General features: G+C 68.3%; 15 protein-coding genes. 7 read left to right on the plus strand and 8 right to left on the minus strand.

Going from position 1 to position 13,818, the window contains the following annotated elements:
• The 3 genes from Q1K70_RS02975 to Q1K70_RS02985 all read left to right on the plus strand — a co-directional run.
• Positions 1-102: hypothetical protein (locus Q1K70_RS02975; RefSeq protein ID WP_300155720.1), on the plus strand; the 102-nt coding region annotated here is incomplete at its 5' end.
• Positions 99-1,088 (plus strand): NADH-quinone oxidoreductase subunit NuoH, encoded by a 990-nt coding sequence (nuoH, locus tag Q1K70_RS02980; protein ID WP_300155542.1) that lies wholly within the window; start codon positions 99-101, stop codon positions 1,086-1,088. The genes Q1K70_RS02975 and nuoH, both read left to right, overlap by 4 nt.
• Before the next feature lies 1 nt (position 1,089).
• Positions 1,090-1,608, plus strand: coding sequence for a 4Fe-4S binding protein (locus tag Q1K70_RS02985; protein ID WP_300155544.1), 519 nt, complete (start codon positions 1,090-1,092; stop codon positions 1,606-1,608).
• Positions 1,609-1,725: 117 nt separating this feature from the next.
• Here the strand turns inward: Q1K70_RS02985 and Q1K70_RS02990 are convergent, their stop codons facing one another.
• From Q1K70_RS02990 to Q1K70_RS03020, 7 genes are all read right to left on the minus strand, one after another.
• Positions 1,726-3,087 (minus strand): FAD-linked oxidase C-terminal domain-containing protein, encoded by a 1,362-nt coding sequence (locus tag Q1K70_RS02990; protein ID WP_300155547.1) that lies wholly within the window; start codon positions 3,085-3,087, stop codon positions 1,726-1,728.
• Positions 3,088-3,093: 6 nt separating this feature from the next.
• Positions 3,094-3,786, minus strand: coding sequence for an amino acid ABC transporter permease (locus Q1K70_RS02995; RefSeq protein ID WP_300155548.1), 693 nt, complete (start codon positions 3,784-3,786; stop codon positions 3,094-3,096).
• Positions 3,787-3,798: 12 nt separating this feature from the next.
• Positions 3,799-4,575 (minus strand): amino acid ABC transporter ATP-binding protein, encoded by a 777-nt coding sequence (locus tag Q1K70_RS03000; RefSeq protein WP_300155551.1) that lies wholly within the window; start codon positions 4,573-4,575, stop codon positions 3,799-3,801.
• Position 4,576: 1 nt separating this feature from the next.
• Positions 4,577-5,290, minus strand: a complete 714-nt coding sequence (locus Q1K70_RS03005; protein WP_300155553.1) for an amino acid ABC transporter permease — start codon at positions 5,288-5,290, stop codon at positions 4,577-4,579.
• A gap of 69 nt (positions 5,291-5,359) precedes the next feature.
• The gene (locus tag Q1K70_RS03010) at positions 5,360-6,112 is read right to left on the minus strand and encodes an ABC transporter substrate-binding protein (protein ID WP_300155556.1); all 753 of its coding nucleotides are present in this window, start codon (positions 6,110-6,112) and stop codon (positions 5,360-5,362) included.
• Between the two features lie 261 nt (positions 6,113-6,373).
• A complete protein-coding gene (locus Q1K70_RS03015; RefSeq protein WP_300155558.1) occupies positions 6,374-7,300 on the minus strand; it encodes a diguanylate cyclase in 927 nt (308 codons plus the stop codon).
• 64 nt (positions 7,301-7,364) lie between these two features.
• Complete coding sequence (locus Q1K70_RS03020) at positions 7,365-8,258, minus strand: DMT family transporter (RefSeq protein ID WP_300155561.1); 894 nt, start codon at positions 8,256-8,258, stop codon at positions 7,365-7,367.
• 113 nt (positions 8,259-8,371) lie between these two features.
• On the opposite strand from Q1K70_RS03020, the gene Q1K70_RS03025 reads away from it, so the two are divergent.
• The 4 genes from Q1K70_RS03025 to hemW all read left to right on the plus strand — a co-directional run bounded on the left by Q1K70_RS03025 (position 8,372) and on the right by hemW (position 12,061).
• Complete coding sequence (locus Q1K70_RS03025) at positions 8,372-9,487, plus strand: FAD-dependent oxidoreductase (RefSeq protein WP_300155564.1); 1,116 nt, start codon at positions 8,372-8,374, stop codon at positions 9,485-9,487.
• A gap of 27 nt (positions 9,488-9,514) precedes the next feature.
• Entirely contained in the window at positions 9,515-10,048 is a 534-nt protein-coding gene (locus tag Q1K70_RS03030; RefSeq protein ID WP_300155567.1) for a 4Fe-4S dicluster domain-containing protein, read from the plus strand.
• 97 nt (positions 10,049-10,145) lie between these two features.
• Complete coding sequence (locus Q1K70_RS03035; RefSeq protein WP_300155570.1) at positions 10,146-10,766, plus strand: tetratricopeptide repeat protein; 621 nt, start codon at positions 10,146-10,148, stop codon at positions 10,764-10,766.
• Between the two features lie 167 nt (positions 10,767-10,933).
• Positions 10,934-12,061 (plus strand): radical SAM family heme chaperone HemW, encoded by a 1,128-nt coding sequence (gene hemW / locus Q1K70_RS03040; protein WP_300155573.1) that lies wholly within the window; start codon positions 10,934-10,936, stop codon positions 12,059-12,061.
• Here hemW and Q1K70_RS03045 read toward each other — a convergent pair.
• Positions 12,055-13,425 carry a peptidoglycan DD-metalloendopeptidase family protein gene (locus Q1K70_RS03045; protein ID WP_300155576.1) on the minus strand — a complete coding sequence of 457 codons (1,371 nt, stop codon included), beginning with the start codon at positions 13,423-13,425 and terminating at the stop codon, positions 12,055-12,057. The two genes, hemW and Q1K70_RS03045, sit on opposite strands and share 7 nt — an antisense overlap.
• Positions 13,426-13,818 lie beyond the last annotated feature (393 nt).

The following is a 13,818-nucleotide window of genomic DNA, read 5'->3' on the forward strand; positions in this document are numbered from 1 at the left end:
AACCTGAGCGTCTTTTGCGAACTGGCGCGCGGCACGCTGCTGGCCGACGCCGTGTCCATCCTGGGCAGTCTGGACCTCGTCATCCCGGAGATCGACCGATGAACCTGGAACAGCTTTTAAGCCTGGATCATCCGCTCACGCGCCTGGTGATCGGGTTGCTTTGCATCTTCGCCTTCGTGGGCCTCAACGGCCTGGTGCTGGTCTGGGTCGAGCGCAAGGTGGCCGGGCATTGCCAGCTGCGCCCGGGTCCCCTGCACGTCGGTCCCCACGGCCTGCTCCAGCCCCTGGTCGACGCGGTCAAGCTCATCGGCAAGCAGCTCGTGGCCCCGGCCGGCAGCGACAAGATCCTCTATTGGACCGCGCCGCTTCTGGCCTTCGCCCCGGTGACGGTGTGCTTCCTGCCGTTGCCCTGGGCGCCGGAACTGTCCATGATCCCCATGAACCTGGGGCTGGTGCTCATCCTGGCCTTTTCCGGGCTCGGCGTCCTGTCGCTGATCCTGGCCGGCTGGGGCTCCAACAACAAGTGGGGGCTGCTCGGGGCCGCCCGCTCCGTGGCCCAGTCCGTGGCCTACGAGGTGCCGCTGCTCCTTTCCGTCATGGCCGTGGCCATCACGGCCGGGTCGCTGGACCTGTACCAGATCTCCGCCCAGCAGGGCGGCTGGCCGTGGCAGTGGTACGGCGTCAAAAACCCCCTGGCCTTCTTCATCTTTCTGGTCTGCGCCGTGGCCGAGACCAACCGCGCCCCCTTCGACCTGCCCGAGGCCGAGTCGGAACTCACGGCCGGCTTCCACACCGAATATTCGGGCATGGGCTTCGGCCTGTTCTTCCTGGCCGAATACGCCAACATGATCATCGTCTCGGGCGTGGCGGCAGCGCTTTTCCTGGGCGGCTGGCAGGGGCCTTTCCTGCCGGGCGTGTGGTGGTTTCTGGTCAAGATCTACTGCATCCTCTTTTTCATCATCTGGCTGCGCTGGACGTATCCGCGCGTGCGCTTCGACCAGCTGCTCAACCTCAGCTGGAAGTGGCTCACGCCCCTGGCGCTTCTTGACCTTGCCCTGGCCGTGATCGTGGCCGGATTCGGAGGCTGACATGTCGGTTTCGCAGCTCATCGAGGAAGCCTACACGGGGCTCAAAAGCCTCGTCATCGGCCTTGGCGTCACGGGCAAGGCCTTTGTGCAGCCGGGCGTGACCGTGCTGTATCCCATGGAGGAAGTGGAGCGCGACGCTCTCGTGACCTTTCGCGGCCATGTGGAGCTGATCGGCAAGGAAGAAGATCCGGCCGTGCCGCGTTGCGTGGCCTGCGGCGCGTGCGTCAAGGCCTGTCCGTCGAACTGCATCACCGTCCTGTGCCCGGTGGCTCCCAAGGAGGGCGAGGAGGGCGGCCCGGCCACGATGGCCCCGCCCCCCCAGAAGGGCTGCAAGACGCCCGGCGCGTTCATCGTGGATTTCTCGCTGTGCAGTCTGTGCGGCCAGTGCGCCAGGATCTGCCCGGTGGATTCGCTCCAGTTCTCGGACAACCCCTACATGGTGAGTTTCGACCGCAAGGACTTCCAGATCGACCTGCTGGCGCGCCTCAAGAGAATGGCGGGCGAGGAAGCGGGAGAATAGAAAGAGAAGAAACGCCTCCGACGGCCAGAAGGGGGACGACCCCTCCTGGACCTCCCGAGAGAGGGGATGAAAGCGCCCGGGGTTTCGGCCGTGGGCGTTTTTATTGGGCAAGAGGGATCAGGGAAGAACCTTGTTCGGGTTCATGATCCCGCTCGGGTCGAACAGCGCCTTGAGGCCCCGTTGCAGGGCGAGCGACCGGGGCGAGAGTTCCATGTCGATGAACGGCTGCTTGGTCACGCCCACGCCGTGTTCGCCGGACATGGTGCCGCCCAGACGCAGCACCTCGGCGACCAGGGCGCGCACGAGGTCGTGGCCGCGTGCGCGGCTGCCTTCCGGGCCGGTGATGTTGACGTGGATGTTGCCGTCGCCGGCGTGGCCGAAGGCGTAGACCGCCATGGCGAAGCGCGCGGCAAGCCCCGGCAGGGCGGCGATGAGGTCCGGGATGCGCGCGATGGGCACCACCGTGTCCTCGGACAAGTACACCGGCGCGCTCTCGTGGATGCGCGTGGAGGTCTGGCGGCGGATGTCCCAGAGCTGTTCCCGCCGATCCGCGTCGTCGGCCGGCAGCACGGCCAACGCCCCGGCGTCGCGGCAGATGCAGGCCACGCGGCCGATGTCCCGGTCCGTGGTGTCCGCGTCGCCGTCCACCTCGAGCAGGAGCAGGGCCGCGTCCCGGCCCGGCAGCTCGAAAGGCAAAAGTTCCTCCACCAGCCCCAGGCAGGCTCGGTCCATGAATTCCACGGCCGACGGGCAGATGCCCGAGGTCATCACCGACGACACGGCCGCGACGGCCGCCCGGGCGTCGGTGAAAAGCGCCACCATGGTGCGCACGGCGCGCGGATGCGGGATGAGCTTGACCGTAAGCTCGGTGATGACCCCGAGCGTCCCTTCGCTCCCCACGAAAAGCCCGGCCAGGTCGTAGCCCACCACGCCCTTGCGCGTGGCCACGCCCGCCTTGAGAAGCTCCCCGTCCGGCAGCACGGCGGTAAGCCCCAGCACGTAGTCGCGGGTGACGCCGTACTTGACGCAGGCCGGGCCGCCGGCGTTGGTGGCGGCGTTGCCGCCGATGGTGCAGGTGGCCAGGCTCGCCGGATCGGGCGGATAGAAAAGCCCCTTGGCCGCGGCCGCGTCGCGCAGGGCCTTGGTGACCACCCCGGGCTCGACCACGGCTACGCCGTTGACCGTGTCGATGGAAAGGATGCGGTCCATGGACGCCGTGGACACGACCACGCCGCCGCGTACCGGCAGACAGCCGCCGCAAAGGCCGGTGCCGGCCCCGCGCGGGGTGACGGGAAAGCCGTGGGCCTTGGCCAGACGCAGGAGCCGGCCGACTTCGTCGGCGTTTTTGGGGAAAAAGACGGCGTCCGGCCGGGCGTGCAACCCCGAATCGTCGGTGGCGGCCGCCTCGCGGCTGGCGTCGTCGAAGCGCAGGCCCGGCCCCAGCTCTCGGGACAGGGCGGCAAGGAGGCTTGCGTCCACGGCTTTCTAGTCCTTCTTCGTCTCGAAGCCCGGCAGCTCCAGCCGCTTTTCCACCGCGCGCAGGACGAAGGTGGCCACGGTCACCAGGGCCAGGTAGTAAAGCCCCACGACGATGAAGACTTCCGTGTTGCGGAAGGTGGATTTGGCCAGGCTGCGGCCCATGCCGGTCAAGTCGCTCACGGTGATGATGGAGGCCAGGGACGAATACTTGATGAGGTAGATGATTTCGTTGCCGCAGCCCGGAAGCGCCCGGCGGAAGGCTTGGGGCAGGACCACCGAGGTGATGGTGGTCAGGGGCGTCATGCCGAGGGCCTGGGCGGCGCGCAACTGGCCGCGTTTGATGGAGAGCAGGCCCCCTCGGATGTATTCGGACTGGTAGGCCCCGCTGCAAAGGGCAAAGCCGATGATGGAGGCCCACATGGGCGAGAGCACGAGATTCACGCCGCCGATGGAGACGTAGGGCAGGGCGAAGTACCAGAAATAGAGCTGCACCACCAGCGGCGTGCCCCGGAAAAGGGAGACGTACCAGTCCAGGGCCTTGCCCACGGGGCGCGGGGCGTAGACCCGGGCCGTGCCCACGATGACGCCGATGGCGATGCCGAGCAGCGAGGCCGGGACGATGAGCAGGACGCTCGTCCAGAGCCCGGCGTCCAGGGCCGGGATGATGCGGTTTACGGCGAAGTCGAGAAAGCCTTCCATGATGCGGCGGTCCTAGGAGGCGATCTCGCAGGAGGCGTCGCCGGCCAGTTCGCTCAGTTTGGCGCAAAACGACTGGGTGCGGCTGCCGGAGTTGCGGGAAAGCAGCACGGCCGGCGCGCCGCGCTCCACGATGCGCCCCTTTTCCATGAACAGGAACTCGTCGGCCAGCGATGCGGAAAAGCTGATCTGGTGCGTGGCCATGACCATGGTCATGCCCTCGTCGGCCAGGTCGCGGATGACGGTGAGCACCTCGCCGATGAGCTCGGGGTCCAGCGCCGAGGTGGGCTCGTCGAGGAGCAGCACCTTGGGGTCGAGCGCGAGCGCCCGGGCGACGGACACCCGCTGCTTCTGGCCGCCGGAGAGCTGGGCCGGGTACAGGCTCGGCTTGTCGGCCAGGCCCACGCGGGCGAGCTCCTCCATGGCCCGGTTGGTGGCGGCGCGCTTGTCCAGGCCCTTGACCTTGATCAGGGCCACGCGCACGTTCTCCATGGCGGAAAGGTGGTCGAACAGGTTGAAATCCTGAAAGATCATGCCGACCTGCTGACGCAGGGCCAAAAGCTCCTTCTTGCTCTTGCCGTTGACCGGCTTGCCGTCCAGGGAAATCACGCCGGAATCGGGCGGCGAGAGAAAGTTGATGCAGGAGAGCAGGGTGGACTTGCCGGCTCCGGATGGGCCGATGAGCACCTTGAGCCCGCCTTTTTTGACGGCAAAGGAGACGTCGTCGAGAATGCGCTGCCCGCCGATGGTCTTGACGATGTTCTCGACGCGCAAAATGGCCGGCTGGTCCATGCTACAGCGTTCCCTGGTGCGCGTATCCGGGGATGCGCACCTTGGCTTCCAGGCGTTTGAGGGTTTTGATGCCGGCCCAGGTCAGAAAGAAAAAGAGCGCTCCGGCCAGGATGGACAGGGGCAGCGGCTGGTGGGTGACGGCCGCCACCGAACGCGTGCGCGCCATGACCTCGAGGACGCCGATGGTGAACGCCAGGGCGGAGTCCTTGAGCAGGATGGAATATTCGTTGGACCAGGCCGGGATGGACAGGCGCAGGGCTTGGGGCAGGATGATCGCCCGAATGGCCTGGCCGTCGGAAAGGCCCAGGGCCCGGGCGGCCTTCAGTTGCCCGGCGGGCAGGCTTTGCATGGCTCCGCGGAAGATCTGCGACTGGTAGGCGGCGCTGGTGAGCCCGAGGACCACCACGGCGGAAAAAAATCCCGAGGAGAGCGGCAGGAAGGACAGGGCCGGCAGTTCGCTCAAGTAGGCCATGATGCCGAAGTAGAAGAGGTAGAGCTGCACCAGGATGGGTACGCCGCGAAAGAGCCAGACGTAGCCCGAAACGAGCCGCCTTGCCAGGCGGCCGCCGTAGACGTGGGCCACGGCCAGGGGCACGCCGAAGGCCAGGCCCAGGGCCATGGCTCCGAGGATGAGCCCGGCCGTCCACCAGAGCCCGCCCAGGATGTAGGGCAGGGCTTCCCAGGATGCCAGGGCGGCCTTGAGGAATCCTTCCATGCAATTCACGTCCGGGGGGGCGCCTCGGCCGGGCCGCGTCGCTGCGGCCCGGCCGAGGCGGCGGGAGGGCTACAGGCCGTACTTGGCCTTGAGTTCCTTCCAGTAGGGGTCGGCCATGAGGAGCTTGAGGCCCTGGTTGACCTTGTCCTGGAATTCCTTGTCTTCCTTGCGCATGGCGTAGCCGTACTTCTCGGGCGCGGCATCGAAGGTGCCAGCGATCTTCATGCCGGGGTTCTTCATGACTTCCGTGGCGATGGTGCTGTCCATGCCGGAGCCGGCGATGCGGCCGATCTTCACGTCCTCCATGGACAGGTCCGTGGAGTCGTAGGGCACGAGCTCGAACTTGTAGCCGGGCTTGGCGACGAGTTCCTCGAGCAGCTTGGCCGTGACCGTGCCGCGCTGGACGCCGAGCTTCTTGCCGGACTTGAGCAGGTCGGCCAGGGAGGCGGTTTCCTTTTCCGGCACCACCAGCACCTGGGTGACTTCATAGTAGGGGATGGAGAAATCGACCTTTTGGGCGCGTTCGGCCGTAGCGCTCATGCCCGAGGCGATGATGTCGATTTTCTTGGCCAAAAGGGCGGGGATGATGCCGTCCCAGTCCATGGGCTGGTGCTTGACCGTAAAACCCATCTTCTTGGCGATCCAGTCCAGAGACTCGACGTCGAAGCCCGTGGGCTTGCCGTCCTTGTCCACGAAGCCGAAGGGCGGAAAGCCGAAGTCGATGCCGTTGACGTAGACTTTCTCCTCGGCCGCGGCCACGCCGCCGCAGGCGAGGACAAAGACGGCCAGGGCGGCCAGAAGAAGGCCAAGACGCTTGCGCATGGTACGCTCCCGGGGTTTGAGTTGGACGGTGCGGGGCCAAGGCCGTATCCGACGACGCCGGTGTCTCCGGCGCGGGGTGTCGTCAGGGCGCGAAGGAACCGTAACCGGATAGCAGAGTTGTCGCGGCCGATCAAGGCCGCGCGGGGGGGGCCGGCAAAGCGGGGGCGCGTTGCGTTCCCGAGGCCTCTTTTCGCGAAAATCGCGCAAAAAGGCTGCGATAATTGTATTTTCTGAAAAAGGCCCCGCTTCGAGGGAGGCAGGCTAGCAGGCCAGGGGCAGGCAGTCGGAAACGACCCTGTCGCGGCCGGCCAGCTTGGCCTGATAGAGCATGCGGTCGGCGGTGAGGAGAAGCGATTCCGGCAGCAGCACGCCGACGGGCACGGCCGAGGCCACCCCCAGGCTCACCGTGACGACCGGAGCGGCCCGGGAGCCGACGTGCTCCATGCCGAGCGCCCTGACCGTAAGGCGCATGGCTTCGGCCACGTGCATCGCGCCGGCAAGGTCGGTGTCCTCGAGCACGATGGCGAATTCCTCGCCGCCGAAGCGCGCCGCCAGATCGCCCGGACGGCGCAGTACCTCGGAAAGGGCCATGGCCACGCGGCGCAGGCAGGCGTCGCCGGCCACGTGGCCGTAGGCGTCGTTGTAGGCCTTGAAGTCGTCGATGTCGGCCATGATCACGGACAGCGGCGTGGCGCAGCGCATGCTGTGTCGCCAGGCCCGCTCCAGGCACTCGTCGAAGCGCCGACGGTTGGGGATGCCGGTCAGCCCGTCGCGCATGGACAGCGTTTCGAGCAGGTCGCCCCGGCGCTTGAGCTCCACGTGGGCCCGCACCCGGGCCTGGACCACGGGCACGGTCACGGGCTTGGTGATGTAGTCCACCGCGCCGAGGGCCAGCCCCAGGGTCTCGTCGGACACCTCGTTTTTGGCGGTGAGGAAGATGATCGGGATGTTCCTGGTGGTGTGGTCCGCCTTGAGGCGGCGGCAGACCTCGTAGCCGTCCATGTCGGGCATGAGGATGTCGAGCAGGATCAGGTCCGGCGCGGAGGCGTCCACCAGGCGCAAGGCTTCCGGACCGCTCGTGGCGATGCGCACGTCGAACTCGCCGCGAAGCGTCTCGGTCAAAATGGCCAGATTGGACGGCGCGTCATCAACGACCAGCACGGTCGCCGGGCATGCGGGCATCTCCATCAACGGACTCCAGGCGGGAAATTGCTGTTTCCTCTAGCCTCAAGACGGCCCAAGCGCAAGACCGTTATCGGCTTTCCAAAGGCCTTGGGCGCCGGTTGGTGAGCCAAACCCCGGCCAGCACGCACAATCCCCCCTGGATCAAATCGCCGGACAGGGGCTCGCCGAGCAGCAGCCAGCCGAGGAACACGGCCGTAACGGGCACGAGGTTGATGAAGACCCCGGCCCGGGTCGGGCCGAGGGCTTTCACCCCTTCGTAGTACCAGGAAAAGCCGAACCCTGTGGCCAGCACGCCGAAAAAGAGCAGGCAGCCCCAGGTCGCCGGGCCGGCCGCGACCGCCTCCTTCGCCAGGCCCGTGGCCGCAGCCGGCGGCAGGAGCATGGCCGCGCCCAGGATGCACGACCAGGCCACCGCGCCGTAGGGGGCCACGCGCTCCATGGCCTTCTTGCCGACCAGGGTGTAGGCCGCCCAGGCGAGCACGCAGCCGAAGATGTACAGATCGCCCGTGGAGAGGCGTTGGGACAGGAGCCGGCCGGGATCGCCGTCGCCGACGATGAGCGCCACGCCGAAAAAGGACAGGACGACGCCCCCGGCCTTGAGCGGGCCCAGGCGCTCCCGGAGGAACACGGCGGAACAAAGCGCCACCACGGCCGGGATGGCCGCCGCGATGAGCGCCGCCCGGCCGGCCGGGACCGTGCGCAGACCGGCGAAGAAGAGCGCGTTGTAGGCGAAGATGCCGGTGGCGGCCAGGGCCGCCAGCCAGGGGAAGTTGGCCCGGGTCAGGCGCGGCAGGCCCCCCTCCAGGCGGGCCGTGAGGAAGACCAGAAAGGCCGAGGCCAGGGCGAAGCGCAGGAATGCGGCCGGAAAGGGGCTCATGGACCGGCCGAGGAACCGCCCGGCCACCCAGGTGCCCCCCCAGAGCGCGGCCGAAGCGATCAGTTTGAGATAGATGCCCGTCATGACGCCATCCTTTTTCGCGGGGCACGGTGGTGGCACAAAGCCGGGGGAAAGTCATCCGGCCCGTTGAGTCGGCCCGGGCTTTGGCGTAGTCTCGGCCCAAACTGGAGGTCGCCATGGAGGCCATGAATTTCAATTTCCTGTGCGACGAGCCGCCGCCGCCGAGCGGCGCGTCCGTGGGCATCGTCGGCGCGGGGCCGTCGGGGCTCGCCGCCGCCGGCTACCTGTCGTGCCTGGGGCACGCCGTGGAGGTCTACGACAAGATGCCCAAGCCTGGCGGGCTCATGCTCTTCGGCATTCCCGGGCACCGCATCCCGAGCGCGCGCATCGAGGCCGGCACGTTGCGCATGGCCCGCCGCTACGGCGTGGTCTTCCACACCCATACCAAGATCTGTTGCAGCGCGCCGCTGTTCGAGGAAGAGGGCGACCATTTCTGCACCGATGTCAAGGGCCTGGGCGACATGGTCAAGAAGCACGACGCCATCATGATCGCCACCGGCTCCTGGCGCTCGCGCCGGCTGGAGGTGCCGGGCGAGGAGCTGCCGGGTGTGTGTTCGGGCCTGGAATTCCTCTTCCCCATCCGGGCGGCCCGCTACTGCGCGCCGGGGGTCAAGGCCCCGGACGTGGCCGGCAAACGGGTGGTCGTCGTCGGCGCCGGGCATTCCGCCGTGGATGTGGCCCACGGGGCGGCGGCCCTTGGCGCGGCGGGCGTGGACATGCTCTACCGGCGCACTCGGGCCGAGGCCCCGTGCGGGAGCCTGGAGATCGAGCGGCTGGAGGCTTCGGGCGTCCGTTGGCACGAAGGCTGCGCGCCCACGCGCGTCCTGGGCGGGGACAGGGCCGCGGGCATCGAGTTCCGCCGGCGCACGCCCCGGGGCGAGGAGATCGAAACGCTCCCCGCCGACGTGGTGGTCACGGCCATCGGCGAGGTGGCGACGCCCCCCTTCGCCAAGGAGCTCGGGCTCGAATCCGTGCGCAAGGGCGAGGTGCGCTGGCTCAACATGACGGCCATCGAGAACGTGTTCGTGGCCGGCGACGCGCTGACCGGCCCGAGCAAGATCGGCAAGGCCGTCTACTCGGGGCTTCGGGCCGCGCGCTCGCTCGGCAACTGGCTCGAGCTCAAGGCGCAGAACCGCCAGACGGAGTTTTCCGGCGACGAGTTCATCAGCCGCGAGGCCGACCGGTTTCCCGGCGGCCAATTCAAGGACGCTCCCCGGGTGCGGGGGTTGTAGGTCGTATCCTGGGGAGACGTGCCCGCCATGGACAAGCAAAAGACGCTTTGCATCGACTATTCCAAGTGCATCGGCTGCGAGACCTGCGAATACGTGTGCCGGTTCGTCCACGACGTGCCGCGCATCCACATGATCCGGGCCGCCTCGGGGCTCATGGCCCCTCTGTATTGCCGCCACTGCGAGCAGGCCAACTGCGCCAAGGTCTGCAAGCGCGGGGCCATCCGCCGCGACGTGGACGGGGCCATGGTGCTGCTGCCCATGCTGTGCCGGGGCTGCGAGTCGCGCCAGTGCATGCTGGCCTGCCCGTACATGGCCATCTTCGAGACGGACAAGGGCGTCATGATCGTCAAGTGCGACCTGTGCGCCGCCCGCCGCCAGGTGGGCCAGGAGCCGGCCTGCGCCGCCATGTGCCCCTGCGGGGCCATCCACTACGTGGAACGCGAGGCGGTGGCCGGGCTTGCCGACGAGGCCTTTTGCGAGGCCGAACAGCGCGTGCTGGACTGCCTGCGGCCTGTCAAGGGGACCGCCGCGCCCGCTCCCAAGGAGCCTGAAAAGCCTTGACCGGGAGGCGAAACCGCGTCACCCAGGCCGTGCGGCGTGATGCAACGTCAAACGGCCGTCGGCGCGTCGCGCCCAAGACCGGCCACCGGAGGAGCCCATGAACGTCCCGAACCAAGACGACGCGGCCCTGGCCCAAGCCGAGGCCCTGCACCAGGCCGCCCTGGAAGCCCTGGAGCGCAAGGAACTCGACGCCGCCCGGGAGGGCTTCGAAAAGGCGCTCGAGGGATTCGCCAAGGCCGGCGACGCCGTGGGCCAGGCCATGACCCGGCACAACCTGGGACTGGCCGCCCAGGAGGCCGGCGACCTCGTCGCGGCCAGGCAGTGGCTGGAGCAGTCCCTGGCTGCAAGCGAAAAGGAAGGCCTCGACGGCGGCATGACCGTCACCAGCCACCAGCTCGGCGTCGTGGCCCAACTGGCCGAGGACTACGCCACGGCCAAGTCCTGGTACGAGCGCGCCCTGGCCCTGGAGGAGAAGCACGGCAACGTCGTGGGCGAAGCCAAGACCACGCACCAGCTGGGCCTGACCGCCAACATCGAGGGCGACCTGGAAGCGGCCAAGGTCTGGTACGCCCGGGCCATCGCCCTGTTCGAGGAGGTCGGCGACGAGGCCAGCGCGGCCAAGACCAAGAAGCTCCTGGACTTCCTGACGGATTTCGAACGCACCGGCAGCCACGAGGGCCACGCCGGCCCCTGCGGCCATGGCAAGACGCCGGTCTGAGCCGCGCACGACGACAGGTCGGCGGACTGCGAAATAAAATAAATTATTCCGGCATGCATCCGTTGGCCCTACAGATGCGAACATCGAGGACAAGACCCTAGGCCCGTGCCGCGCTCCGGTCGCCACGGTCCGGGGCGCGAGGATGGACGGTCCGTTTTTGCCGCGCCATGCTGCTCTACATCCACGTTCCCTTCTGCCGGGGCAAGTGCCGGTACTGCAACTTCGTGTCCCGGCCTTTCGACATGGCCGAAGTCGAGACCTACGTGGCCTCGCTTTGCGCCGAGATGCGACTTTGGGGCAAGAAGCTCGGCCGGCCGAAATTCGAGACGGTCTACTTCGGCGGCGGCACGCCGAGCCTTTTGCCGCCCTGGGCCCTGTCGCGGCTCATGCCCGAACTGCGTCGCCAGTTCGACATCGACCCGGCCGTGGAATGGACCTTCGAGGCCAATCCCGATTCCGCTCTGGACGGGCAATACTTAAAGCTTCTCTTGAAGTATGGCGTCAACCGCCTGAGCCTCGGCGTGCAGAGCCTGTCCGACGCCGACTTGCAATTCCTCGGCCGGCCCCACGACGCGGCCCAGGCCGTGACCGCCTACACCCTGGCCCGGCAGGTCGGGTTCGCCAACATCAGCCTGGACTTCATCTGGGGCCTGCCCGGCCAGCGCGAGGGGCACTGGCTGGAGACGCTCAAGCTGGCCGTACGCATGCGGCCCGAGCATCTTTCCTGCTACGGCCTGACCGTGGAGGAGGGCACGCCCCTGGCCGCGGACGTGGCCGCCGGCGGCGTGGCCCTGCCGGGGGAGAACGAGCAGGGGCGCATGTACGTGCGCGGAGCCGAGCTCCTGGAGGAAATGGGCTACCTACAGTACGAGGTGTCGAACTTCGCCCGCATGGGTTTCGTCAGCCGCCACAATTCCGGCTACTGGGAGGGCAGGGACTACCTGGGCCTGGGGCCGGCGGCGGTCTCGACCCTGGCCGGGGCGCGCTTCGCCAATCCCTCGGACCTGGGGGAGTGGGTCGCCGCGGTGCGGGCGGGCAAGGTCGGCCAGGGCGGCGAGGTCCTCGGCCAGGCCGAAAAGGCGCGCGAGATGGTGATGCTGTCCCTGCGCACGGCCAAGGGCCTGCGCCTGGCCGCCTACCGCCAGGCCACGGGCCGCGATTTCATGAAGGACAACGAAGGGCTGGTCACGGCGCTTCGCCAAAACGGCCTCATCCGCATCAGCGCCGGCCATCTGCGCCTGACCAAAAACGGCTTCCTGGTCAGCAACGTCATCCTGGAACGCCTGTCCTACTGAAGCCGGCCCGAGGCGACGGGTTCGCGGTCGGCCACGTCCTTCACACGTTCCTTGCCGTCCATGAGTGCGGCCAGACGCGCCGCCTCGCGCCGGAAGCGGGCCAGTGCGGCGGCGGGCAGCGCATCGGCGGTCATCTGCGGATTGTCCAGGGCGTTGACCGGCTTGCCGTCCTTGTAGACGCGAAAATCCAGGTGCGGCCCGGTGGCGTAGCCGGTCTGGCCCACGTAGCCGATGACCTGTCCCTGGTCCACCTTGGCCCCCTTGGCCAGGTCCTTGGCGAAGCGGCTCAGGTGGTTGTAGCGCGTGGCCCAGGATGCGCCGTGGCGCACGGTGACGTAGTTGCCGGCGGCCGGATTGCGGCCGCGCTCGACGACTACCCCCGCGCCTACGCTCCACACCGGCGTGCCAGTCGGCGCGGCGTAGTCCACGCCGAAATGGGGCTTTCGCACCTTGAGGATGGGGTGCAGGCGCGAACCGGAGTAGCGCGAGGTGATGCGCAAAAAGGACAACGGCGCGCGCAGGAAGGTCTTGCGCAGCGGCCGGCCGTCGGCGTCGCAGTAGCTGTCCCTGCCCTTGCCGTCCGTCAGGGCGAAGCCCTCGTGGACCTTGCCCTGGTTGACGAAGCGCGCCGCCAGCACCCGGCCGGTCCCGACGTATTCCCCTTCCACGTAGCGCCGTTCCACCACCGCCCGGAAGCTGTCGCCGGGCTGCACGTCGCGGCAGAAGTCGATGTCCGAGGCGAAGACGTCGGCCAGGGCCACGGCCGTCTCGGCGGTGCCTCCGGCCTCTTCCACGGCCCGAAACAGGCTCGAATCCACCGTGCCGGCCATGACTTCCCGCCGGACCTCGCTTTCCCTGGTCTCGACCCGGGCGGCCAGTTCGCCGTCCCGGCCGTCGATGACCAGCGTTTCGGTGGGGCTCACGTCGTATTCGAAGGCCACGAATTCCCGGTCGCGCAGGGTTACCCGGTAGGCCTGGCCCGTGCGCAGGCTTTCGAAGGCGAAATCCTCGGGCGGGGCGAGGGCCCCCAGGGCGGCCGCGTCCACATGGCCGCCGAGGAGATCGCCGAGGGTCTGGCCGGCCTTGACCGCGCCGACGAGCACCTCCTTGGACGGGTCCTCGGCCGGTTCCTCGCCGGCGGCGCGTTCGAAGAGGTTGGCGCGCGGCTCGCACAGCCCTTCGGCCCAGGGCGGGCAGCCGGCGTGGGGCAGGGCGGCCGGCGGCAGCGCGACGTTGCGGTCCGGCCGGGGATACAGAACGGCCGCCGCGGCCAGAAGCAGGACGCCGGCCGCAACGAGTCCGACGCGGCGGCGTTTCGGGCGTACGAAAATCCGGGGACTGCCTTTTCGTGCGAAAAACGTCATGGGTCTCCTTGGGGGCGACGGCCCGCCTGCCAGGGCTTGCGGGGCGAAGCGTCGTCGCCGGCCCGTTTCCGGGCTTGACGCCCTCGGCGCGATGGTTGGTACATGGCGGCTGGGCCGTCGGCGGCTTTCCGGCAAGGGGCGAGCGTCCGCCGTCCCCGGACCCGGCTTTCCCGGGCCTCGCCGCGCGTCCCGGCGGCGCGGACCGGCAGCGGAGCGTGCGGGCCGGCGCTTGGGCTTGCGCCGCTTGGAGTGTCGGCCGCACCGGCCCCGGGCGTCTCCGGCAGGCGGAGGCCCGGAGGCTTGTCGCCGGGAATCGTTATGAATTTGTGTATGAGAATGCCGACCGCAGCTGCTTCTCGCCTAGTTTAAAATGGTCAAGCGGCAACCAATCTG

The organism is Solidesulfovibrio sp., assembly GCF_029978005.1.
Lineage (GTDB): Bacteria > Desulfobacterota > Desulfovibrionia > Desulfovibrionales > Desulfovibrionaceae > Solidesulfovibrio.

Bases quoted from the DNA above. Each gene is read 5' to 3' on its own strand.
- nuoH (WP_300155542.1), top strand. From the start codon at position 99: ATGAACCTGGAACAGCTTTTAAGCCTGGATCATCCGCTCACGCGCCTG.
- Q1K70_RS02985 (WP_300155544.1), top strand. From the start codon at position 1,090: ATGTCGGTTTCGCAGCTCATCGAGGAAGCCTACACGGGGCTCAAAAGC.
- Q1K70_RS02995 (WP_300155548.1), bottom strand. From the start codon at position 3,786: ATGGAAGGCTTTCTCGACTTCGCCGTAAACCGCATCATCCCGGCCCTG.
- Q1K70_RS03000 (WP_300155551.1), bottom strand. From the start codon at position 4,575: ATGGACCAGCCGGCCATTTTGCGCGTCGAGAACATCGTCAAGACCATC.
- Q1K70_RS03005 (WP_300155553.1), bottom strand. From the start codon at position 5,290: ATGGAAGGATTCCTCAAGGCCGCCCTGGCATCCTGGGAAGCCCTGCCC.
- Q1K70_RS03010 (WP_300155556.1), bottom strand. From the start codon at position 6,112: ATGCGCAAGCGTCTTGGCCTTCTTCTGGCCGCCCTGGCCGTCTTTGTC.
- Q1K70_RS03015 (WP_300155558.1), bottom strand. From the start codon at position 7,300: ATGGAGATGCCCGCATGCCCGGCGACCGTGCTGGTCGTTGATGACGCG.
- Q1K70_RS03020 (WP_300155561.1), bottom strand. From the start codon at position 8,258: ATGACGGGCATCTATCTCAAACTGATCGCTTCGGCCGCGCTCTGGGGG.
- Q1K70_RS03025 (WP_300155564.1), top strand. From the start codon at position 8,372: ATGGAGGCCATGAATTTCAATTTCCTGTGCGACGAGCCGCCGCCGCCG.
- Q1K70_RS03030 (WP_300155567.1), top strand. From the start codon at position 9,515: ATGGACAAGCAAAAGACGCTTTGCATCGACTATTCCAAGTGCATCGGC.
- Q1K70_RS03035 (WP_300155570.1), top strand. From the start codon at position 10,146: ATGAACGTCCCGAACCAAGACGACGCGGCCCTGGCCCAAGCCGAGGCC.
- hemW (WP_300155573.1), top strand. From the start codon at position 10,934: ATGCTGCTCTACATCCACGTTCCCTTCTGCCGGGGCAAGTGCCGGTAC.
- Q1K70_RS03045 (WP_300155576.1), bottom strand. From the start codon at position 13,425: ATGACGTTTTTCGCACGAAAAGGCAGTCCCCGGATTTTCGTACGCCCG.